Source organism: Paenibacillus sp. CMM36 (genome assembly GCF_053570945.1).
In genome coordinates, this window is record NZ_JBSEDY010000007.1 from 15,514 (window position 1) to 40,153 (window position 24,640).

Here is a 24,640-nt window from a genome sequence, read left to right on the forward strand (position 1 = left end):
CAAATACCAGTAGTATAAATTAAAGAGAAAGCCGCGTCTGCTTGGGCGCGGTTTTCTAAGGTTTTAAGATTTACCTTAAGTAAGGCTCAGTAGTGGCACTTAAATGTGAATGGTTTTTGATTTTGAGAAATTCGGTTATTTTAGATTGAGCTTTATTGGGAAAGGGTTAGTTCAGGATTGAGGGGGAAACGTTGTGAATAGCGAACGCAGCCGATCATTGGAAACTGCGGCGTTGAGCGGGATTGTAGGTAATCTCGCGCTGGCTGTTCTAAAGGGAGCCGTCGGTTATGCGGCAAACAGCAAGGCGTTGTTGGGAGATGCACTGCACACGGCTGCAGATAGTGCTTCCCGTTTGCAGGAGCTTCTGTGTTCCAAGGGTGCTACAGGGCACGGAATGCTGGCACGGTTGCGAAACGGTGAAAAGGTTCGAACGGTCATATCTGTGGTACTGGCTATTTTAGTGCTGATGAGCGGTCTTCAGCTAGCTATCTCGGCTGTTCGTTCATTAAGCAGTTCGGAACCGCAGGCACCCGGTCTGTATGCATTAATTACCGTATTTATTGCGTTGGTATTGAGAGAAGCGCTATTTCAGTTTCAATATCGCTACTCGATTAAACATGGTCATAAAGAGGAAGCAGATCGGTACGCAAACCATGAACGTTACTCGCTGTATGCATCGTTGATTGCATTGATTGGCATGATCGGCGCAATGACTGGCGAAGCAATGGAATGGCCTGCATTATTATATCTTGATCCAACCGCAGCTTTGCTCGTAGCCTGTCTGGTGCTGCGTAAAGGATATTTGATGGTAATGAATACCGCTTACCAGGTTCCTGCGCAGCCCTTGCAGGAGGAAGACTCCCGACGCTTTATGGAGACGATTCAACGGGTGTATGGTATTGTAACGGTTGAACACTTACATGCCCAGGAAACAGGGCATTTCATAACAGTGGATGTAACGATAAGTGTGAACCCGCGGATTACGGTACAGGAAGCGCAGGAAATCGCCGATCGAGCCAAAAATTTACTGTTAGCCCGTTTTCCACAGGTGACCCATGTACAAATGCAGTTCATTTCTTATCAAGCCGGATATCCATACAAATCCAATCATGAACTGCCAGATAATGATGTGTCGTCGTTGCTTCAATAGGGCAGGACGACTATGAAAGAAAGGTGAATAGGATTGCTTCATTCGCAGTACAGATGGAAGACCCCAGAGGCTAACCTGGAAGCGGCTCAGCTGTTGACAGGGGAACTGGGGATTTCACCATTGTTGTCCCGGCTTTTAGTGAACCGGGGCGTCACTACCGCCGGGGAAGCAAACCGCTTTTTGTACGGAAGTGTGGACGATGTACACGACCCTTTTTTGCTTCTTGGTATGGAAGAGGCTGTGCCGAGAATTCGTCAGGCTCTGGAACGTGGCGAGCATATATTAATCTATGGAGATTATGATGCGGACGGCGTATCCAGTACATCATTGATGATTCAGCTCATGCGTTTTCTAAAGGCTTCCTATGATATTTATATTCCTCATCGTTCTAACGAGGGATATGGTCTGCATAACCATGCCCTTGATTGGGCACATCAGCAGGGAGTTACACTGGTCATTACGGTAGATACGGGAATTAGTGCAGTAGAGCAAATTGCTTATGCAACTTCCTTGGGGATAGACGTTATTGTGACGGACCATCATGAGCCGCCTGCAGTACTTCCCGAGGCATATACTTTGATTAATCCGAAGCTCCCCGGTTGCCCATACCCATTTAAAGGTCTTGCAGGTGTTGGTGTTGCCCTGAAGCTCGCTCAGGCGCTGTTGGGTGAAGTGCCGGAGGAATGGTTTGAAATCGCCGCTATCGGCACGGTAGCCGATCTGATGCCACTACATGGTGAAAATCGGACGATGGTACGCAGAGGGATTCAATCCATGAGAAACTCTGCTTTTCCGGGGATTCGTGCGTTGCTCCATGTAGCGGGCGTAGATATATCTACAGTGACTTCAGTCAACATCGCATTTGCCTTGGCTCCGCGGATTAATGCCAGCGGGCGCCTGGATCATGCGGGACGAGCCGTTTCTCTGCTGACGACAGAAAAAGAGGAAGAAGCAGACCAACTTGCGCATGCGCTGGACCTGCTCAATCGTGAGCGTCAACAGGTGGTCGAACGTATTGTGGAGCAAGCCGAGCAACAATTGGCATCCAAACTGAACGGAGGCAAGCTACCGTCAGTTATTGTATTGGCTGGTGAAGGCTGGAATGTCGGCGTTGTCGGAATTGTGGCATCCAAGCTGTTGGATCGCTATTATCGACCGACCATTATTCTGGGTATAGATGCTGAGACAGGTATGTGCAAAGGTTCCGCCCGTTCTGTTCCTGCATTGGATATTTACAGTGCTCTTACGGACAGCCATGAGCTTATGGAGCATTTTGGTGGTCATCCTTCGGCAGCGGGTATGACGCTGTCCTGTGATAATCTGGAATTGTTTGAAGAGCAGCTGAACCGCTATGCGGGTTCCATTTTGACACCAGACGATCTCATTCCTGTAGCTGAGGCTGATATGGTCTGTCGTTTGGACGAGGTATCTTTGCAAGTGGTTGAAGAACTGGAGTTGCTTCAGCCTTTTGGTATGGGGAATCCATCTCCACGATTCGTATTACAGGGTCTGCAATTGCGTGAGGCTCGTAAAATGGGACGTGAGAAAAATCATGTGAAGCTCCTGCTGGAGCAGAACGGTTTATCGCTGGACGCGATTGCCTTCCGTCGTGGCGATTTGGCTGATTTTTTACAGCAAGAAACGGAGATAGATCTGCTGGGTGAATTGTCAATTAACGAATGGAACGGTAAAAGGTCTCTCCAGCTCATGATGCAGGACATTCGAGTGCAGGCGCCGCAAATTTTTGATTATCGTGGAGTGTCGGACCCTTTTGCCGAATTAGAGCGGGGACTGAAGATCTTTCATCCACGCATAGAGGAAAGAAAGAAAGACGTTGCGGTGTTGATCCACCCTTCTTCTAGGCTTCGTCCATCGAGCTCCGTGGACACTGAATCCTTATGGCTATACGATAAAGACGGCAGTGTTATTCCCAGTGATGGTCAAAGAGATGCACAGCACTCTGTGAAGTCGTTATTCGTACTGGAGCCACCGGATACACCGGATCAGTTTCAGGCATTATGGTCTACCTTTGAAAATGTAGAAAACGTATTTCTCCTTCATTCGGTCAGTGAGCGTGGCGGTCGTCTCGTAAGCCCAGACAGAGAGCTGTTCAAGCGCATTTACGTTGTGCTTTCCCGATTGGGAACACAGCCTATTGATGAAAAGGCAATGCTGCCTGCTCTTAGCCGACAGTGTTCCTGTTCAGTACGCATGTTATCCAAAGTATTGGACATCTTCGAAGAGCTTGAGTTTATGACGCGTACAGATGGCCAATTCCGTTTTGTATCCAATCCGCCCAAGCGGGATTTAACTGCTTCTCCGCGCTATCAGGAATTATATAATATGGCTGAAATGGAGCGGTATTTGCTGGATGCGGACACCACCCAGATGACGAGCTGGATTATGTCGCTTATGAAGGGTGCGTCTTGAGATACTATTTCGTAATTTATGTTGTAAAATGTATATACTAATTTGAAGTTTACAGTAGGAGGAACTAAGTTGGACTACAAAGAATATATTCGGGTGATTTCCGATTTTCCACAACCAGGGATTAGTTTTAAAGACATTACAACCCTAATGAAAAATGGTGAACTGTACCGCAAGGCTATCAACGATATGAAGGAATTGGTATCGGATTTAAAAATTGATTTGATTGCAGGTCCAGAAGCACGCGGATTCGTTATCGGTGCGCCTCTGGCTTATGCGCTTGGCGTTGGTTTTATTCCGATCCGCAAAAGTGGCAAGCTCCCTGGGGAAACCATTGAGGAAGCATACGGTTTGGAGTATGGTAAAGATACGCTGGCGATGCATAAGGATGCTATAGAGCCAGGCCAAAATGTTTTGATTGCTGATGACCTGCTTGCTACAGGTGGTACTATTGCTACATCCGTGAACTTGGTACGCCAGCTTGGTGGCAATGTGGCAGGGGCTGCTTTTCTTATCGAGCTGTCTGATCTAAACGGTCGGGCGAAGCTGCCTGACGTAGATGTATTCACCCTGATTACGTATTAAGTATTTCGAAACCTGGGTTTCCCGGGAAATAATTATGTATGGATTGCCTAAATAGTCCGATGGAACATCTCTTTATCTAAAGAGTTGCTCCATCGGGCTATTTTGTTTAGAAGCGTTTTAGGTGTGACTTTGTTTGATTGGTGCAAATTACCACTGTTTTTATTGGGAATAGTTATAAAAAATTTAAAATAAATGTCGATAAATAATTAAAAAGGAGCAGAGGTGGTCATATTGGGTTTATTTCGATTTAAGAGTTTACAGGCACGGACATTTTCTACCTTGATTCCGCTTGTACTTATAACGCTGATTTTAATCAGCTTTTTGTCTTATTTTTTTGCCAAGCAGAAGCTAGATACGGAAATAAGCCAAAATGCTGCTCATTCCTTGTCGAGGGTTAAAACGGATATTGCAGCTAACGTAGATCGTCATGCTTTACTTGTTTCGATGCTGACTAAGAGTGCGGAACAACTGGGAGCAGGAATGAACATTGAGGGTTATGGACGTTTTTTTGAACAAGAGTTGGCTTTAAATGATATGTCATACGGGTTGGGCATTTATTTTGCTAAAGGTGCGTATGATCCGGGAGTGACTTACCGTTCCATATATGTGCATAGAGATGGCCAGCTAGTGAAGCAAACGGTTGAATATGATGATCCACAATATGACTACTTAACACAGCCATGGTATACAGAAGCCGTGGAACGTGGTAAGGAAATAAATTTTACGGAGCCTTTTTACGATAGCAGACTGAAAGTCAATATGATTACTGCAGGGAAAGCATTTTATGACAGGGAAGGGAAGCTGTTAGGTGTCATTACTGGCGACCTGAATATGACAAACATTCAAACGTTTATTGAAAAAATGAAGTTTGGTGCTAACGGTAGTGCGATCTTGATGGATAAGAATGGAGCCATTTTGTCATCCGGTCTTCCGTCCTTAAAAGCAGGCGAGCCGTTAACAAAAACGATGAATGCGGAAGCAGCACAATCTATTCAAAGTGGTACGTCCGGACAACTATCCGTACCCATTGATAGTGAGGACTACCGGATAATGTACGAAACACTCCCACAAACCGGATGGAAAATCGGCGTATTACTGCCAGAATCCGATTTGAACCGCTCTGCGAACGAAATGCTTAAACTTCTTCTTATTGTTAGTGTTATAGGCATCTTGCTAATTATGGGAGCGTTATTAATTAACAATTCAGGTATGATCAAAGAGATTAAAAAAATTATGCAGATAACCAATCGTATGGCTCATGGGGATTACAGCGTTGAACTAACACAACAACGTAAGGATGAATTTGGCCAAATGGCTGACGGGATCAATAAGGTGATTGCGGCAACCAGAGGAATGGCATCACGTTTGAGCGAAGAGTCAGATGTTATCTCAGGCGTATCTATAAAAATTTCCCAAGAGATTTCTGGGGCTACTAAAGATGCGCAGCATAATGCAGGAGAACTGGCACAGGTGAAGGAAGGAGCCGAGCTTCAATTGGTCGCAGCAGCAGAGAGTGCGACTGCGATGGAAGAAATGGCTGTTGGCATACAGCGTATTGCTGAATCTATCCAGCATGTATCCGAGGCTACCACTGAGATTGAACATAAGGCACAACAAGGAAATGAACGGTTGACCGTGGTCAACCAAGGAATGCATAAAGCGAAAATATCTATGGATGAGGCAGGCAGGGTAGTAAGCTCATTGAATGAGCGGTCCGCCCAAATTGGCAGCATAATTGGAATGATTCAGGAAATTAGTGGGCAGACCAAGTTGCTATCACTGAATGCTTCCATTGAAGCCGCACGTGCAGGGGAGCATGGCCGAGGGTTCGCTGTGGTGGCTTCAGAAATCGGCAAGCTGGCTGTAAACGTGAGCGAGTCTGCGGAACAAATTACGAGTCGAATCCGATCCATGCAGGAAGAAACCAAATTAGCTTTGGAAGGAATGCAGCAGGGTGCTCTGGAGATGGATGAAGGAGTATCTATTTTACTTGAGGTGGAAGAACGTTTTATTGCGATGAATCAAGATATTCAGCAGGTGGCGATAGAAGTGCAGGAGGTTTCATCTGCCTCAGAAGAAATGTCGGCAGGTTCAGAGGAAGTTGCAGCCTCTATTGGATATCTTGCAGACATTGCGAAAGCTTCAGCTAAACGTACAGAGCAAGCCTCGGAACGATCCGAACGGCAGCTTAAGGATCTGGAAGGTATGGACAGCTCTGTCAAGACACTTACAGGTGTCTCTGATACGCTTAATCAGGTCGTATCTCGCTTTCGTGTGTGATATCTTTAGAAAAAAAGGCCGTGCATAAAAAAACGCCGCTCCATTGAGATATGGATCTTTACACGCTTGTCTATACAGCCTGAGCGTGTTGATCCATAACTAACATGGAGCGGCCTTTTAAAGTTGAAAAAAAGATATCAATCTGGTGTTTTCTCGGTTAAAGGTTCCTGTGATTTATCGTTGGACCAGCCGAGCACGTCAATCAGCTTGAAGAACAAGCTGAGGATGATGCCGATGATTGTAGCCAATGCCATACCTTTCAAGGTTACAGCGCCCCAAGTGAGCGTAGTACCACTGATTCCGACAACAAGCACGATGGTCGCAAGCAGCATGTTAGTTGGCTTGGCGAAATCAACCTTTTGCTCAACGAAGATTCTTAGACCGGAGGCAGCGATGACACCGAATAATAGTAAGGATACGCCACCCATAACTGGAGCTGGAATATTAGAAACAATCGCTGAGAACGTGCCTGAAAAGGACAGCAGGATGGCAATGATAGCCGCTCCGCCAATAACCCATACAGAGTACACTTTAGTTAATGCCATGACACCAATATTTTCACCATAAGTCGTATTAGGCGTAGAACCGACAAAACCCGAAATGACGGTGGAAATACCGTTACCCAGCAGAGAGCGGTGGAGACCAGGATCTTTGGACAACTCACGCCCGACAATGTTGCTAGTCACAAGTAAGTGACCAATATGCTCTACGATGACGACCAGAGCAACAGGAAGAATCGTCAGCATAGCAGAGGTATTAAAAACTGGAGTGGTAATTGCAGGATGTCCGAAAAGAGGAGCGTCTGCGATGGCCTGTGTATTGACCATGCCCATAAAATAAGCAAGCACATAGCCCACTACGATACCGATCAGAATATGAATGATTTTGGCAAACCCACGAAACAACACCGCACCCAGAACAGTAACCCCGAGTGTAACGAGCGAAAGAGTAATCGTTTTGGGATCTGGAGTCCAAGCTTTAGTAGGATCGGCATTGATAATGCCTGCCATGCCTGCTGCAACCGGAACCAGCTCCAGACCGATTAAGGCTACGATGGAGCCCATAACAGCTGGAGGAAATACGACGTCCAGCCAACGGGTTCCGGCATATTTGATCACCAGTGCGACGAGGCAGAAAATAATACCTGTAATGATGAAAGCACCGAGGGCCATAGCATAGCCGTTGCCGCCGGGATTGTTTTTAAGCACAAGACTGACTGGAGCGATAAAAGCGAAGCTGGAGCCGAGATAGGCGGGAATTTTGCCACGGCAGATCCAGATGTACAACAATGTGCCAATACCGTTCATTAGCAAAATCATACCGGGATCGACGCCGAAAATATTCGGCACCAGCACAGTGCTGCCAAACATGGCAAACAAATGCTGTACGCTGAGCAGGAAACCAGGTCCTGCCGGTAGCTTTTCATTAACTTGAATTTCGCGTTGCAACGCAGTTCACTCCTTAGTTCTTTCAATTATTCTTATATACATTAATTACTTTTCGTAATTTTTTCAATATAATTCGTTTCAATTCGTCAACATTCCTCATTTTACTTATCCATGTGTGACAGAATAATGCTACAATGCCAAACCTGTAATAGTTGACGTGTGACGTGCTAACCGTCATAATTGTAGGAAATCACTTTTAAAAGGGAACCTTTGCGCGACATTGATCGGCGGGTTCCATTTTGCATAGAAAGGACACGGAATAGAGCAGAATGGGGATAGAGCAATTACTTAAAAAGGCCGGGGCCTATACCAGAGAAGCAGATCTTATCCGCATCAGGGACGCCTATGATTTTGCCGAACAGGCCCATTCCGGCCAGACTCGTAAGTCCGGTGAACCTTATATTCTGCATCCGCTTGCGGTTGCTGATATCGTCGTTAATATGCAGATGGATACCATCTCCATTATCGCCGCTCTTTTACATGACGTTGTGGAGGATACGACGGTGTCTTTGGCGCAGATTCGCGAGCATTTTGGCGATACATGTGCGATGCTTGTCGATGGTCTGACGAAACTGGAGCGTATCCAGTTCCGTTCCAAGGAAGAACAACAGAACGAAAATTATCGAAAAATGTTTATTGCTATGGCGCAGGACATTCGTGTCATTGTCATTAAGTTAGCAGATCGTCTGCACAACATGCGTACCTTGAAATATCAGTCAGAGGAAAGCCAGCGTCGGATTGCTTATGAAACGTTAGAGATTTTCTGTCCGGTTGCAAACCGACTGGGTATTTCAGCCATTAAGTGGGAAATGGAAGATATTGCTCTGCGCTATCTGAATCCTCAGCAGTATTATCGCATTGCTAATTTGATGCATAAGAAGCGGGCAGAGCGGGAGCAGTTTATTGATAATGTCATACAGCGTATCAGAGAAAAGCTGGAAGAGATGGGCATTCAGGCTGATCTGTCCGGACGCCCTAAACATATTTACAGTGTGTTTAAAAAAATGACGACGAAGAACAAGCAGTTCAATGAAATATATGATTTGCTGGCGATTCGAATTATTGTGGATAACATTAAAGACTGTTACGCCACACTGGGGATTATCCATACGTTGTGGAAGCCGATGCCGGGGCGGTTTAAGGATTATATCGCTATGCCTAAGGCCAATATGTATCAGTCCCTTCATACGACAGTAGTAGGTCCTAACGGGGAGCCTACCGAGGTGCAAATTCGCACAGTGGATATGCATCGTACCGCTGAATTCGGGATTGCGGCCCATTGGGCCTATAAAGAAGGCAACGGAGCAAACAACACTAACTTTGAGGATAAAATCACCTTTTTTCGAGAAATCCTGGAGCTGCAAAATGAAGCGAAGGATGCGTCGGAATTTGTGGAATCGCTCAAAATGGACTTTTTCTCAGACCTTGTGTTTGTGTTTACTCCTAAGGGAGAGGTCATTGAGTTGCCAGCCGGATCCGTTCCGCTGGACTTTGCTTTCCGTATTCATACCGAAGTTGGCAATCGAACGATTGGCTCTAAGGTAAATGGAAGAATCGTACCTTTGGATTATCGGCTTAAAACTGGGGATATTGTCGAAATTATGACGTCCAAACATTCTTATGGACCTAGTCAGGACTGGCTCAAAATTGCTCAGTCCTCTCACGCGCGCAGTAAAATCAAACAATGGTTCAAGAAAGAAAAGCGTGAGGAGAATGTTGAAAAAGGCCGTGAAAATCTGGAACGTGAGCTAAGAAAACGCGATATCGAGCCATCGGTGTGGATGAGCGACGACAAGCTTCAGGAAGTGGCGCAGAAGTTCTCTTTTAACGATTCCGAAGATATGCTGTCTGCGATTGGTTTTGGTGGTATAACCGCAGCGCAGGTCTGTACACGTTTGACAGAGAAGCTGCGTAAGGAACAAGAAGAGGCACGGTTGATCGAATTGACGACCGAGGTCAAGGAGTACAAGCCGCAGGGCGAACGGAAAAAAAACACCGACCAACGGTGTCAGCGTCAGAGGCGTCGATAATTTACTCGTTCGTTTTGCACGATGTTGTAATCCCGTACCGGGAGATGACATCATTGGCTATGTAACACGTGGACGCGGCGTATCCGTTCACCGGACGGATTGCCCGAATATTCCTTCGGGTACGGGCGAAGACCAGGCGCGTGTGATTGAAGTAGAGTGGGAAGAAGCAGCGGAAGTCAATTACAGTGTCGATATTGAGATTACGGGCCATGATCGCAACGGTTTGCTGAATGAAGTGCTTCAGGCCATTTCTGAGAACAAAACCAGCTTCTCGGCCGTTACAGGTCGTACAGATAAAAATAAAATGGCGATGATTCACATCACGATTCTCATTCGCAACACGGATCATTTGCATTCTGTTGTCGAACGGATTAAACGGGTGAAGGATGTATACACTGTGCATCGGATTATGCAATAATCTTATGAAGCGTACAGATAGGTTTATAGCCTTTGTAACATATCTTGGGTAGAAAGACCCATAGGCTGCTAAAAGAGCCGTAGTACGTCTGTGAGCACCTTTTAAAAGGGAAGGTTAAAGGAGATATCGGATAGTCGATGAAGATCATTATTCAGCGCTGTAAAGACGCTCAGGTAACGGTGAATCAAAAGGTGGTTGGCAAGATTGGAACCGGATTAATGCTGCTGGTTGGTATTGGTCAGGGAGATACAGCAGCCGATGCCGTTTATTTGGCGGATAAAACGGCGGGATTACGTATATTTGATGATGCTGAAGGCAAAATGAATGACAGCGTTCTGGATGTCGGTGGAGCCATTTTGTCTGTCTCTCAATTTACGTTGTATGGTGACTGCCGTAAAGGAAGAAGGCCTAACTTTATGGGGGCGGCCAAACCTGAGGAAGCGGAGAAGCTGTATGATTTCTTCAACAGTCAGCTTCGAGCCAAGGGCCTGAAGGTAGAAACGGGAATTTTTGGGGCTATGATGGATGTTTCATTGACGAACTGGGGCCCAGTCACACTGATTTTGGATAGCGAACGTTCGTGACTATACATTCACGGCGTGGTCTGAGTAGAATAAAATAGCTGTTCAGAGGGACCATAATGTCATCCCGATTGGTGATTAGCCAGGCGGATAGCCTAAGGGTGACAGGAGAGACGAAGTTATGCGTCAAACCCCAAAAATGGACGGGCATCGAAGCACTATGCTGCTTTTTCCCGGTAGTATGCAGGAGGCAATCAGCCTTACTCGTAATGCTGATACGTTATTACAGCATGTTGCAACAGCCATAGACAAGCCAGGACGCGGCGCTTTGCCGCGCAGGTAATTGGGTTAAATGGAGCGTTAATGAGGTGCTACCCGAAGCTCAAAGAGGTCAAAATAAAATATGTAGTATTGAATTAGTGTAGGAGCCGAAAGGCTCCTTTTTCTTTTCCACCGCTGCGAATTGTTATAAAAACAGATCAAGCGGGTAATAACAAATCGTGGTAGAAAAATAAACTTAATTTTAAACTTGTATCAGGGATAACCGGAAAGGAGATCTGAACATTCATGAGTAAAATTGCATTTTTATTGGCTGACCAATTTGAAGATTCCGAAATGAAGGTACCTTATGATGAATTAAAAAAGGCTGGACATGAGGCGGATATTGTTGGGCTGAAGCAAGGTGAGAAAGTGAGCGGTAAGCAAGGTAAAGTAAGCTATACTATTGAAAAAGCCATTGCAGATGTGAAATCAAGTGATTATGATGCAGTTGTTATTCCTGGTGGATCATCTCCGGAAAATCTCCGTTTGGATGCAAATGTTCTGAAATTTGTAACTGAAATTAATGAGTCCAAAAAAACGATTGGCGCTATCTGTCACGGGCCACAAATTTTGGCGAGTGCCGATTTGTTACAAGGCCGGACGATTACAGCTTATCCTCCATTGAAAGATGACTTGATTAATGCGGGTGCTTATTTTGAGGATCGAGAGGCGGTTGTGGACGGTAACTTTATTACGTCTCGGACCCCTAAGGATGAGCCCGCTTTTGTGCGTGAGTTGTTAAAGGCATTGTAATTTCCGTGAATGCTTCCTAGATTTATGCCAGTACAATTCCCTAACGAGGAGGATTTGATATGGCTAAACAGATTCAGGCTTATTTTCGCACAGAAGATGAAGCTGAGGGCGCTAGAGCTTCGCTTCAGGCTTATAGAACTGAACATTTGGAAGTAGGTGCTCTGGATGAGACGCTCGGTCGGGAGACGAGGGTTTTAATTCCGTTGGTCCCTTATAACAATACTGGCTCTGTGAGCACAGGAGGCTCAGCGGGTGCGGCAATCCCTGCGGCGGGTGCTTATGGCGAGAATATTTTACCAGATGTGAAGGATGGCCAGATTAACTCTGGCTCAGCCCAAAGGGATCTGGATGAAGATCGGAGCGGAACAACGAATCATGACGGAGGGTTGCTCCGTGCAACAGATGTGTATATTAACGGTGATCAAGATGAATTACGGTATGTATTATCTGCAAAGGTGAATGATGCCGATTATGATGAGGTCATTTATAAGCTGCGTTCCAATCGTGGATATGTATCGCAGTTGGATTAAAGTTGAGAGCACGGCACAAGATTGTCGATACTTGAGAATTTAGCTACAAAAGAGTGACTGTAATACAATTGTAATATTCGAAACATCATTCCTTAATATTAGCAGTTTATAATAACAGCATGACCCCCTTTTGATATATCTTTTTGAGCCTGCGGACCGTTTCCGCAGGCTATTTTCTTTTTTAGGACTTATTTGTACAGTAAGTTGCTATGAGGCTAACGATACAGGATACAAAAAAAGTGAAAGATTATTTAATTTGACACTGACTGTCTTTTTGTATAAAGTGTAAAAAGATACTAAGTCCCGAAATAATAAAAATATAAACAATAAATATACCCATTTCCAATTACGGGACCGAAATATTACAACTGAAAAAGTTAGGAAGTGTCAAAATGGGTAATGAAATAAAATGGTTTGCAGAGATAACTCCTGAGCTGCGGAAATGGACCGGAGGCAAAGGAGGGATGCTTGCTAGGATGCTTCAAGCTGGTTATCCGATTCCTAATGGTTTTATTGTTTTTCCACAGGCCTTTCAAGGGGAAAAACTTAAGGAAAAGACATGGAAAGAAATGATCAGGTATTTGGAAAAGCTTCGTAAGGATTACCCTAATGTCTCATTTGCAGTAAGGTCTTCAGCCTTGAGCGAGGATTCAGCCTTAGCTTCTTTTGCAGGAGAGTTTGAAAGTGTCTTAGAAGTACAAACAAACGAGGACGTTCTGAAAGCCTTGTATGTGGTTCACCATTCTCAATACAGTGAGAGGGTGCGGGCATACAGTGCAGTTAAGGGTTTTGAAGAAGCACACCAAATGGCGATTGTAGTCCAAATCATGGTTCCTTCTGAAATCTCGGGTGTTCTTTTTACAGCAGACCCTATTACGGGCAATCGTTCAGTAATGTCTGGAAATTTTGTGTTCGGGTTAGGGGAGCAACTGGTATCTGGTAAAGGAAATGCTCGTGTTTTCTCCTTATTTAAACCCTCAGGTCGATATAAAGGGCCAAAAGAATTACTTCCTTATATCAAAAAGCTATATTGGTATGCTTCCCGTCTGGAAAAAGCGATGGGAGAACCACAGGATATTGAATGGGCCATTGCCAATGGCCAACTCTTTTTTTTACAAGCACGACCTGTTACTACTTTAAGCCCTGGAAATATGGATACATTTGAATGGAATGATTCTTTATCAGGTGATTTTCTTTGGACGAATACTAATGTAGGTGAATCCATTTCAGATGTTGTTACTCCCTTAAGTTGGTCTATTATTCGTGCTTTGGACGAAGAACATAATGTGATTCCTGGTCATTATTTAATGTCTGGTAATATCTGTGGAAGAGTATACTCCAATGTGAGTGTACCATTGTCCGTTTTTTTTGCATTTGGGTGGAATAAAAAGTCAATATTAAAAAAAATGAGCAATGTTTTTGGGGAAATTCCAGATGAAATCCAAATTCCTATATATTCGTTTTCTAGGAAAGAGCTCATTAAAATAATGCTCCCCAAGATGCTGTATGCTTTTAAACAGACCCGAAAAGCGATGAAATTATTACCACAGCACATAAAAGAAACAGCGGCCTGGTGCACTCAAACGGAAGAGTTAATTGGCAATGTCCAGTCCAAGGAAGAATTGATTACATTATGGCGTGAGCAGCTTTGGCCTAAAAATATTGAAGCGATGTGGATTGCACTGGAAGGACCTAGTAGCAAGATGCAAAATTTTGTTCGATTGAAGGAAAAGTTGGAGAAATGGCTTGGACGTGATGATGCTAGTGTACTTCTATCTAATCTGAGCGGAAGTACAGGTTTGGCCAGCTTGGGACCTGTTGTTGGTATATCTTCAGTCGTGAAAGGTGAAATGAGTCAGGAGGATTATCTATTGGAATATGGACATCGAGGCCCACATGAGTTTGAGCTATCGATACCTGATCCAAGAGAAGAACCGAGTTGGCTGGAAAAGCAAATCCAAGAAACAAAGAAATCTGGAATAAATGTTGACGATTTATTGTATAAACAACGTGAACAAAATGAAGTGGTTTGGAGAAGATTGGAGCAGCGTTTTCCATACAAGATAAATAAGTTGAAACGTGTCATAGCAAAAATTTCTGAAGGACCGCATTTAAGGGAAGCTGTTCGTTCGGAATGGACGCGTGTCTTCAGATTAAATCGCTCTTTCGCGCTGAAAGCAGGCGAGTTGATTGGCATAGGAGAAGATGTATTTTTTTTATATGTAGATGAGATATTGGGCTGGCTTGCAGGAGGAAGTGTTATTGAGGAGAGAATCTCGACCAGAAAAGTGAACTATTTAAAATATAAGCAACTGCCTGCGTTCCCCTCGATTATACGTGGGCGATTTGAACCTTTACAATGGATGGAGGATCCCAATCGCAGAGTAGATTATTATGATCCATATATACCATTAGATAGCTCTATCCATTCCGAAATCATTGAAGGAGTTGCTGGAGCGGCAGGTAGAATTGAGGGGACTGTACGTGTACTGAGGAATCCTGAGGATGGACACCAGCTCCTTCCTGGTGAAATACTGGTGACCTCGACAACGAATGTAGGCTGGACTCCACTTTTTCCAAAAGCAGCTGCGATTGTAACAGATATAGGAGCACCACTCTCTCATGCTGCTATTGTAGCCAGAGAGCTAGGCATACCAGCTGTTGTAGGATGTGGAAATGCTACTACAAGAATGAAAACCGGCGACAGGGTTATTGTTGATGGTGGGCAGGGAATTGTACTAACGAGGTGAGGAGATAAATTTTTTGAATTTCTCAATAGAACCAACCTGATTCAACCTATCAGCTTCTGTACGCCGCATATTCGCCTATAAAAGCTGATATTGGAGTGGTTTCAAGTTTTGATGTATTGCTTTACAGTCAGGAATAATACAATCCTGGGTATCGTGAAGTACAAAGGATCATGATAAACTGAGTGTAAACGCAAAATCGGGCAATAGTGTGCATGTGGTCAAAAATATATGCTGAAGCAAATTGCTCGATGAGGAGTGAAACTTGAATGAGCAATCTATTGAGGAGTGAAACAAATGTCACTTGAACACCAGCAAAATCTTGGGCTGAGGGAGCGAAAAAAAGCAAAAACCATTGCATCGATTCAAATGCATGCGTTACGCCTATTCAGCGAACTGGGATATAACGAAACTACTGTGGAACAGATTGCAGAAGCAGCGGAGATTTCACCAAGCACCTTTTTTCGCTATTTTTCGAGCAAGGAGGATGTGATTGTTACAGATAACTATGATCCCCTGCTTATATCTGCATTTGAAGAACAGCCAGCTCATTTAACTCCACTTCAAGCTGTGCGTAATGCTATGTTAGCAACCATGTCTGACATGTCCGGCGACGAAATGTCTACTACACGTGAGCGTAACCAACTCGTGATGTCAGTACCGGAACTCCGGGCTGCAACCTTGAATAATTTGACTGATACAATGCATATGATTGCTGAGATGGTTTCCAAACGGGTGGGACGAGATCCTGGAGACTTGCAGATTCGAACTTTTGCAGGCGCCGTCATAGGTGTTAACATATCTGTTATGTTGCATTATGCGGAAAATCCAACTGAAAATTTTTCTGAATTATTATCTGAAGCATTAAATCTCTTGGAGACTGGCCTTCCACTATAAACAATTGAGCCTATGTTTAAGAAGAGGCTTCTGTTTGCCTCCTTAAATCTCATTTCATAATATTAAATAAACAAGCGGTAAGCTGTCTTCGGTATCTGGTCGGAGGCAGCTTGTTTGGGTTCACAATACATAAAATATACTGATTATATCAATTTATGATTTTTTCATGGTAGTGATGGACCATCCTGTTCGTATAATTTTTATGTATAGTAAAATTAAATGCATAAATTCAACAAATGATATTAGTGTAAAGCTGTTATATATTCATGATACCGTATGATATCAGGAAATGATTTAATTGGATAAAAAATAGATAGGTGTCGAAATTTGTATGAAATTAGTTGTTGATTAATGTTTTTCCTTTTGATAATATCTACTTCATAATATAACTATAAAAGGGAATAAATATAATATTTAAAATTGAAATATTTCTGCGTCTCTACTGAGAAGGGATTGACAGCGATTATGAGCTGGTATGTGCTGCATGTCGAAACCGGACAAGAAAATGTGGTTCGAGCGATGATACGTAAATTCTACAATCCGTCGTCAATGTATGCGATAGTTCCCAAACGTAGGCTGTTAGAGAAAAGACAGGGCCACATCTATGAAGTTTGTCGAACGATTTTTCCAGGTTATGTATTTGTAAATACGGAGATGAATGCAAAAACTTATAATGATCTTAGGCGGCTTCCTAAATGCTATCGACTTCTAAATAATTTTAACCATCGTTATCATCAAATAGAGTCTAAAGAAATAAGAGTGAATCCGGAAGATAGAATTGAGTCCTATTCGTTCTCAAAAATTGACGACGAAGAAATGAGACCTATTCTCCAACTTATTGATAAAGATGAAATTATAGGATATTCGTCTTTATATCTAAGAAATACAAGGGCCGTTGTATGTGACGGTCCGCTAACGGGTGAGGAAGAAAGAATAAAAAAGATTGATGCGCGGAAAAAAAGAGCGAGGATTATCTTGAGGCTGAATGGCGCAGAAAAATATATTGATGTGGGAATTAAGATTGTTTCAGTATCGGAAAATGCCCAAATGAACATTACCCCAAAAAATCAGAGTGAAGCCAACTGATGCTTCGGTACATTGGTGTAGCGATGAGGTCATATTGCAGTTGTGTGTGTAGTCTATTGAAAAATAGATGAGTGGGCGAAGCTATGTTCATTTCGAAATTAATACAGTTGATGTAGAGGGCTTCTCTAATTAGTTCTAAATATATAGGGTCATATTCAGAGGATGCTAAGCATCCTTTTTATTATGTTTATAGGTTGATCAGGAAGCGTATATTTTGAGTAAAAGGAGATGTTGAGGTGCATGTCGAGTTCTGAAAATCCTCATAGAAAACAAAATGATATCGCTATTATAGGGATATCTGGGATATTTGCCTCTGATGCTACAATTGATCAGCTCTGGGATCATCAAAAAGAGGGGAAAGCGTTTATCAATAATTTATCAGAAAAACGACAGCAGGATATGAATTCCTATTTAAACTGGATCATGGGGAAAGAGGAAAACAGAGCTATTTCATTTGCACGCCAAGCCTTTTTGTATAACGTTGATTATTTTGATTATCCTTTCTTTTCCATCTCTTTCGAAGAAGCATGTGTGATAGACCCTTCTCTTCGTTTGTTGTTGCAAGTAGTATGGCATACGCTGGAAGATGCGGGGTACGGTGGCGATTCATTGTATGGAACCAGAACAGGTGTGTTTTACGGAGAAAGTGATCTGCCGGAATATTCATATGCTCAGATGGTCGCCGATGTTAATCCTGTCCTAGGTGATCTATGTGTTACGGAGAATTTATCTTCGTTAATTCCTAGTCGGATCGCTTATATCATGGATTGGCATGGTCCCACTGTAGTAACCAACGCTTCAGATGCTTCATCATTAGTTGCAGTACATCAGGCTTGCCAATCGATACGGGCGGGAGAGTGTGAACAAGCACTAATAGGGACGTCCCGCATTAATTTGTTTCCAATACAATCAGGCGATACTCAAGTAGATTATGGAGAAGGAGTTATGGCAATCCTGATCAAGCCCTTAAACAAGGCGATGCTGGACGGAGATCACATTCATGCTGTTATAAAGGGCTCGTCGACGAATCATCATGGACGAGTACGAGATAGCAGTACATATAAGGATTTGCTTGTACAAGCATGGAATAATGCAAGTATCGATCCTTCAACTATTTCATTTATAGAAACACATAACATTGAAAACAACTTGGAATATGTCAGGGAAAGAGAGGGGATACAGTCTGCATTTTCACATTTGAGGGGAACACAGAGTCAGCTTTTCTTGGGATCTGTAAAATCCTCTATAGGACAGTTGTATCATGCTTCTGGTCTGGCAGGGCTATTGCAAGCTGTTATGGCCTTAAAATATAAGGAACTGCCGTCAGGAGCATACAAGCAATGGGGAGATGCTAATATCACTCCAGATGACTCTGCTGAATGTTATAGCGATGTTATCCAATTCTCGACAAAAAAAGAAGTTTTGCGGTGCGGGATCAGTTCCTTTTCTAGAGGAGGGGCCAACTGTCATGTCATTTTAGAAAATTTCTTGAAGACACCCTCAGAGGAAAAAGGCCAAGATTGGGAGATGTTGGCTCTTTCGGCTCAGAGCGAATCGAGTTTGCTAGAGTTAATAAACAGTTACAAAGAGTGGATGACTCAATCTGAAGGATATCGGTTAGGTGATTTATGCTATACCGCAAATGCTGGTCGCAAACACTTTGGATATCGATTGGCTATTATAGCTTCGAATAAAGAGGAAATGCTAGATAAACTGACAGCATTATGTACAACAAGTTTAGAACTGATGGATGTACCAGCGGTATATTATAGTGAGTTGGACAATCATCAACCTGTTATTGAGAAAGTAAGGGAAACATATTTGAAAAAAAATGAAGAGCGTGAAAAAGCGATGAACGAGCTTGGTCAGTTGTATGCACAAGGGGCAGAGTTCGTTTGGGATGAAATATACAAAAATAGTGATTATCAAAAGATCAGCCTGCCTGTATATCCATTTTCAAAGCTGCGTTGTTGGATAGATTCGTCCGCGCCAGTCATAAAAAGTATTGGCACTGAAAGGGAGAAAAGAGAGGTAATCATATTAGAATTATTTAAAAAATACCTTGGCTTCTCTCACATTAAATTGGCGGACAATTTTTATGAATTAGGTGGAGATTCTATTACAGCTATCAAGATTGTGAATGAATTGAATGCTATATTGCATACCGATCTAAAAGATGTGGATGTGCTTAAAAACCCGTCTGTTGCACAACTGACTGAATTGTTGAGGAATACAGAAGGGATGGTACCTGGTCCATTCAGCACTATAAAAAAGCACCCTGTTAAACCATATTATCCATTATCGTCAGACCAAAGCAGGATATTTGTAATGATGCAGTATAATCCTGATTTTACGATGTATAACAAGCCTTTGGCCCTTATTGTGGACGGAAATATGGACTTTAACAGACTACAAATAGCTATTGATCGAATTGTGAGAAGACATGAGGCGTTACGGACGTCATTTGATGTTATGGATGGAGAGCCGATCCAAATTATTCATGATGATGCGAGAATAGAAATGGAAATGTATCCTTCAATATTAGAGGAAGATGAATTGAAAGTGATGATGAAAAAATTCACGAACCCGTTTAATTGGAGAACGGCGCCTTTGGCACGAGGAGCTCTAGTTCAATTAACAAATGGCAAACAAGCGCTGGTATTTGATTTCCATCATCTAATCTCTGATGGCACTTCGCTATTGATTTTTTTCAAAGAGCTAATCCACTTCTATAAATCAAATCAGGAGCTGGAGCCGCCTACAGTTCAATTTAGAGATTATGTGGTATGGCAAAATGAACGAAAACATTCTCCAGAGAAGGAACAGATGCGGCAATTTTGGATATCCAAATGCGCTGCACCAATCCCTCAATTGAATTTGCCTGTAGATTTTGAAAGACCAGCCCATAAAACCTATCAAGGTTCACAAATCTGTTTGCAAATGAATTCAGAGTTAGTAGAGAGCATATATCGTTTTTCTAAGGAAACAGACTCAACGATATATATTGTGCTGCTCGCCGCCTATCATTTACTGTTAGAGAAACAAACTGGACAAAACGACATTATCATCGGCTCTGTATCACAGGGAAGACCTCATAGAGATGTTGATCCTGTAATTGGCATGTTTGTTCATACCATAATCATGCGTAACTGTTCCAGCAAAGAGATTACGTTCCATGAATTTATCAATCAGGTTAGGACAAATACGTTGCAAAGTTTTGAGCATCAAGACTACCCATTTGAAGATTTGGTGGCAATGCTACAGCTGAACAGAGATAGAAGCCGTAACCCTTTATTTGATGTAGCATTTATTCTGCATAACATGTACACCTCTCTGAAAAGTCCAGAGTTTTATGATATATACAATTATCCGTATCACAACGGAGTTTCTCTGGTTGATCTTGCTTTGGAAGTACATGAGACTGTAGAGGGAATTTCATGTAACTGGGAGTATAGCACTTCGTTGTTCCAGCAAGAAACCGTGCAAACACTAGGGAAGGAATTCATGAAAATCTTGGCACAGCTTATCTGCCAACCGAATATTCCAATCGGTAAGCACCCTTGTCTTCACAAAAATGTGAATATAGTGGAAGATGTTGAATTCTTGTTTTAGATGGCTGATCTGGGATCGGCAAGTAGGAGGGTAAACAATGGAGACTATATCTAAAGAAGGAATAAACCAACCTGCAGATCGAGTTGGCTTGGAATTTTGGAGTCGTACTTTGGATAAAAAATTGGACATGACTGGCTTCCCTCATGACTATACTGGACAAGAGTTGAAGACGAATAAAGTTTTGAATACTCGTCTATTTTCTGGCGAAGTACAGACTGGATTATTTGAGATGACCCGGCACTCTCATTTGGGTGTTTTTATGATTTTGGTATCTGGCGTAAAATATCTGTTATCCCGCTATACTGGCCTGCGGGATATAGTTGTGGGGACACCTGCTTTAAAAATGAAAGAAAGTGAACCGGCAGGTAGCTCATGGGTTTTGCTTCGTAGCAAACTTATCCCAGATATGACGATCCGCGATTGGATCAACGGAATGAAGGAAACTATGACAGAAGCATTCCGGCATCAGGATGTATCGTTCCACGCTATAGCGCAGCGAGCTGGAATTGTATACTCGGATGACACCAGACCGCAGATAAAAACACTTGTGTTATTTAACCCCATTCAGTCAAGGGAAAGCATAGATGAAATTCATTCGGAGATCATTTTTGACTTTGATATGATTGAGGGAGTATTATCTTTGACAATTAAGTACTCTCCCCAATTGTTTTCTGCCGCTACGATAGAGCATCTAACAGATGCATTGTTTCTGTACTATGCCTGTATATTGAAAGATACGCAAACAATTCTGGAAGATATTAAACTTCTTTCTGAGAGCAATCGTCATCAGTTACTGTATCAATTTAACAAGCCGCAAGAATTGCAATCCGGTACTGCTTGCACATTTCAACAATTATTCAATGAGCAGGTTCGAGCACAGCCTGAGAAAACCGCTTTAATTTTTGAACATCAAGAATGGACGTATCAAAAGCTCAACGATCAGGCTGATCGTTTGGCTTTTGATCTCGTAAAAAACCATCAACTGCTCCCAGAAGAAGCAGTTGCCGTATACATGAATAGATCACCTTATGTATATATAGCCATGTTAGCGATTTGGAAGGCAAGTGGCGTGTTTGTTCCTATTGACCCGGCTGTTCCATTGGAACGTGTGACAGATATTCTTCGGGAAGGGAATGTACGCATTGCACTAACAACAGCTGCTAACAAGCAAGCTTTACGGGGAATTAAGCCAAAATGTGAATTGCTGGAAAGAGTTTTCTGCGTAGATACAGATGATCTTAGTGTCATGGCAGTAGAGCCCTTATTAATGATCAGCTCAGGTGGATCGCTGGCCTATATCATTTTTACATCTGGATCAACCGGGAAACCCAAGGGAGTTGAAATTGAGCATAATTCTGTCGTCCGATTCCTACATGCTATCGATGAAGTAATCGCTCCTGTTTCCCCTCAAGTTATTCTTAATGCTGCCAGTATAGCCTTTGATTTATTTATATCTGAGGCCTTGTATGGTCTTTTCAAGGGAATTCAAGTCGTTATTGCCAATGAACGAGAACATATAGATTCTGCTGAGTTGGGGCGTTTGGTAGAAGAACATCATATCGATGTCATGATGATTACACCTTCGCGACTGCAACTGATGATGCTTCACAAGGAGTCTGCGAAAGCACTGCAGCGTATCAAAATGTTTCTTATTGGCGGTCAAGAATTGAAGATAGGTTTTTTACGTGAGATTCAACAAATGACCAAAGCTTATATTGTGAATGTCTATGGACCAACGGAAGCGACGTGTTTGGCGACATCAGCTGTATTGAATCAGGCTTCCCAAGTCACGATTGGTCGCCCATTGGATCATTATAGATGCTACATTGTAGATGAAAAGAATCGGTTGCAACTGATCGGTGCAATTGGCGAATTGGTAATAGCCGGAACCGGGGTGGCGCGGGGCTATGTGAACAATCCAAGGTTGACCGAGGAGAAATTCATTGAAGACTTGTTGTATGAGGGACAAAGAATGTACAAGACAGGCGATCTGGCACGTTGGTTGCCCACTGGGGAGATTCAGTATCTGGGACGGATTGATAGTCAGGTCAAAATAAGAGGATACCGCATTGAAACCAGTGATGTTGAAACCGCTTTAATCTCTCACCCAGATATTCGTGAGGCGGTTGTGCTTGTCAATCCAGGACCCAATGGTGTTGGGGAACTGGTCGCTTATTTGATTAGCGATCATAAATTGAGCTTCAACGTCCTATACGACTTTTTGAAGCTGAAGGTACCTGAATATATGGTTCCGGTGCGCTATGCTCAGGTGTCTGCTCTACCTCTGACGGTAAATGGAAAAATTGATAAATCTGCTTTGGCAAGCATGGATCAACTGAAGTTGTCTGGAGCTACACTTTACCGGGCACCCATGAATAATATCCAGAGAGCTTTAGTTGAAGTATGGCAGCAATTGCTTGAAGTTGAACGGATAGGAATTGATGATAATTTTTTTCAAATTGGAGGAACTTCCTTGTCCGGGGTCAAAATGGTTGCACTGCTGAGTGACAGATACACTATCTCCATTAACGACTTATTTGATTATCCGACTATCGCTCAACTGTCTCTTCACGTGGTTGAACATGCAGGGTATTTTCATCATTTGCTTGAGGTGATGAAGCCTTCAGCTGTTCATACGGATGTGGATATGGTTGCGTCACTCGGATCAAGAGAGGAGGCACTACGGACATACCTAGCAAAAGTGGAGGCTTGGCGGGATCGAGATCTCACGCTGCAAAAGTCCTACAAGCATATTCTATTGACAGGTGGTACAGGTTTTTTGGGTACACATCTTCTACAGGAGCTTCTCAACAGATCGAATGCCCGAATTACCCTTCTAGTAAGAGGTGAGTCTCGAATAATATCAGAGGACTATCTCCTAGAGAGATTTCAATACTATTTTTTAGAAGGACATCATGAAGTAGGATGGGCAAGAGTATCTGTAGTTTGCGGTGATGTAACACTATCGAATCTGGGATTGGAATCTACAGAATATGAGAAATTGGCTGAGGACGTGGATTGTATCATTCATACGGCATCACTGACAAGACATTACGGCACAGCAGCGGAATTTGAAAAAGTGAACATCGATGGTACTCGACACATACTTCATTTTGCTGCTTTCAAGAATATCAAGGACATCCACTTTACGTCCAATATGAGCATCGGTACGGGAAGTAATATTCAGTTGTTTGACGAGTATATTGAAGAGGTAGGGCCTATTCGAGCGGATATTAATAATCACTTTCTAAGAAGTAAAATGGAAGCTGAAGCACTGTTGAGGACCGCTAGAGATAGGGGACTGAGTTGTACAATTTATCGCTTAAATTCTCTTAATAATAACACTCAAACAGGAAAGTTTATGGTTAACAAGGAGAGTAACGCATTTTATTCTTTTGTAAATGCAATGAATAACATCGGTCTGTTTCCAGATTTGCATGAACCAATATTGGATATGACAGGTGTGGATCAAGCTGCCAAAGCTATTGTTACTCTATTCGACCGGCCTGCTCTGCATAATCAAAACCATCATGTATTTAATCCTCATCGAATCAGTTGGGGACAGTTGGGGAGAGAACTACAATCTATCAATGAAAAAATAGAACTGGTCGACTATGAATTATTTATACGTATCATAACTCAAAAGTTTAATGACCCTTCTACTCGCAAAGAAGTCATAAATGTCATTCTCAATCTTTTTTTACTCCGCAATACTGAATGGTTGAATTATTTACGTGTATGTGACCGAACAGAACTCATACTTGACCGTCTTGGATTTAAGTGGGGAACTATCGGGAAGCAACAGACCGAATGCTACCTTAGCTGATAATTATCG

Annotated in this window: 14 protein-coding genes and 1 pseudogene; 14 read left to right on the forward strand and 1 reads right to left on the reverse strand. The window is 42.9% G+C overall.

The window, feature by feature from the left end; translation table 11 throughout:
- The first annotated feature begins 193 nt into the window (after positions 1-193).
- From ACWA2B_RS15375 to ACWA2B_RS15390, 4 genes are all read left to right on the forward strand, one after another.
- Complete coding sequence (locus ACWA2B_RS15375; protein ID WP_029514810.1) at positions 194-1,150, forward strand: cation diffusion facilitator family transporter; 957 nt, start codon at positions 194-196, stop codon at positions 1,148-1,150.
- A gap of 33 nt (positions 1,151-1,183) precedes the next feature.
- A complete protein-coding gene (gene recJ / locus ACWA2B_RS15380) occupies positions 1,184-3,580 on the forward strand; it encodes a single-stranded-DNA-specific exonuclease RecJ (protein ID WP_029514812.1) in 2,397 nt (798 codons plus the stop codon).
- Positions 3,581-3,649: 69 nt separating this feature from the next.
- A complete protein-coding gene (locus ACWA2B_RS15385) occupies positions 3,650-4,162 on the forward strand; it encodes an adenine phosphoribosyltransferase (RefSeq protein WP_029514814.1) in 513 nt (170 codons plus the stop codon).
- A 222-nt stretch (positions 4,163-4,384) separates the two neighbouring features.
- Positions 4,385-6,442: a methyl-accepting chemotaxis protein gene (locus ACWA2B_RS15390; RefSeq protein WP_239645112.1), complete on the forward strand. Its 2,058-nt coding sequence runs from the start codon at positions 4,385-4,387 to the stop codon at positions 6,440-6,442.
- Between the two features lie 137 nt (positions 6,443-6,579).
- Here the strand turns inward: ACWA2B_RS15390 and uraA are convergent, their stop codons facing one another.
- Positions 6,580-7,890, reverse strand: a complete 1,311-nt coding sequence (gene uraA / locus ACWA2B_RS15395) for a uracil permease (protein WP_029514818.1) — start codon at positions 7,888-7,890, stop codon at positions 6,580-6,582.
- A 269-nt stretch (positions 7,891-8,159) separates the two neighbouring features.
- Here uraA and ACWA2B_RS15400 point away from each other — a divergent pair.
- The 10 genes and pseudogenes from ACWA2B_RS15400 to ACWA2B_RS15445 all read left to right on the forward strand — a co-directional run bounded on the left by ACWA2B_RS15400 (position 8,160) and on the right by ACWA2B_RS15445 (position 24,631).
- A pseudogene (locus ACWA2B_RS15400) lies at positions 8,160-10,338 on the forward strand (RelA/SpoT family protein).
- A 137-nt stretch (positions 10,339-10,475) separates the two neighbouring features.
- Positions 10,476-10,922, forward strand: a complete 447-nt coding sequence (dtd, locus tag ACWA2B_RS15405) for a D-aminoacyl-tRNA deacylase (protein WP_029514820.1) — start codon at positions 10,476-10,478, stop codon at positions 10,920-10,922.
- Positions 10,923-11,040: 118 nt separating this feature from the next.
- Positions 11,041-11,202 carry a hypothetical protein gene (locus ACWA2B_RS15410; protein WP_165150826.1) on the forward strand — a complete coding sequence of 54 codons (162 nt, stop codon included), beginning with the start codon at positions 11,041-11,043 and terminating at the stop codon, positions 11,200-11,202.
- A 224-nt stretch (positions 11,203-11,426) separates the two neighbouring features.
- Positions 11,427-11,933 (forward strand): type 1 glutamine amidotransferase domain-containing protein, encoded by a 507-nt coding sequence (locus ACWA2B_RS15415; RefSeq protein ID WP_342434397.1) that lies wholly within the window; start codon positions 11,427-11,429, stop codon positions 11,931-11,933.
- 59 nt (positions 11,934-11,992) lie between these two features.
- Positions 11,993-12,463, forward strand: coding sequence for a hypothetical protein (locus ACWA2B_RS15420; protein ID WP_069012463.1), 471 nt, complete (start codon positions 11,993-11,995; stop codon positions 12,461-12,463).
- Positions 12,464-12,855: 392 nt separating this feature from the next.
- Positions 12,856-15,213, forward strand: coding sequence for a PEP/pyruvate-binding domain-containing protein (locus tag ACWA2B_RS15425; protein ID WP_449292367.1), 2,358 nt, complete (start codon positions 12,856-12,858; stop codon positions 15,211-15,213).
- A 294-nt stretch (positions 15,214-15,507) separates the two neighbouring features.
- On the forward strand, positions 15,508-16,107 hold the full coding sequence (locus ACWA2B_RS15430) for an acyl-CoA-like ligand-binding transcription factor (RefSeq protein WP_029514826.1): 600 nt from the start codon (positions 15,508-15,510) through the stop codon (positions 16,105-16,107).
- 465 nt (positions 16,108-16,572) lie between these two features.
- The gene (gene loaP, locus ACWA2B_RS15435) at positions 16,573-17,193 is read left to right on the forward strand and encodes an antiterminator LoaP (RefSeq protein ID WP_029514827.1); all 621 of its coding nucleotides are present in this window, start codon (positions 16,573-16,575) and stop codon (positions 17,191-17,193) included.
- Positions 17,194-17,433: 240 nt separating this feature from the next.
- On the forward strand, positions 17,434-20,805 hold the full coding sequence (locus ACWA2B_RS15440; RefSeq protein ID WP_318627547.1) for a condensation domain-containing protein: 3,372 nt from the start codon (positions 17,434-17,436) through the stop codon (positions 20,803-20,805).
- A gap of 37 nt (positions 20,806-20,842) precedes the next feature.
- Positions 20,843-24,631 (forward strand): non-ribosomal peptide synthetase family protein, encoded by a 3,789-nt coding sequence (locus tag ACWA2B_RS15445; protein WP_449292368.1) that lies wholly within the window; start codon positions 20,843-20,845, stop codon positions 24,629-24,631.
- The last annotated feature ends 9 nt before the right edge of the window (positions 24,632-24,640 follow it).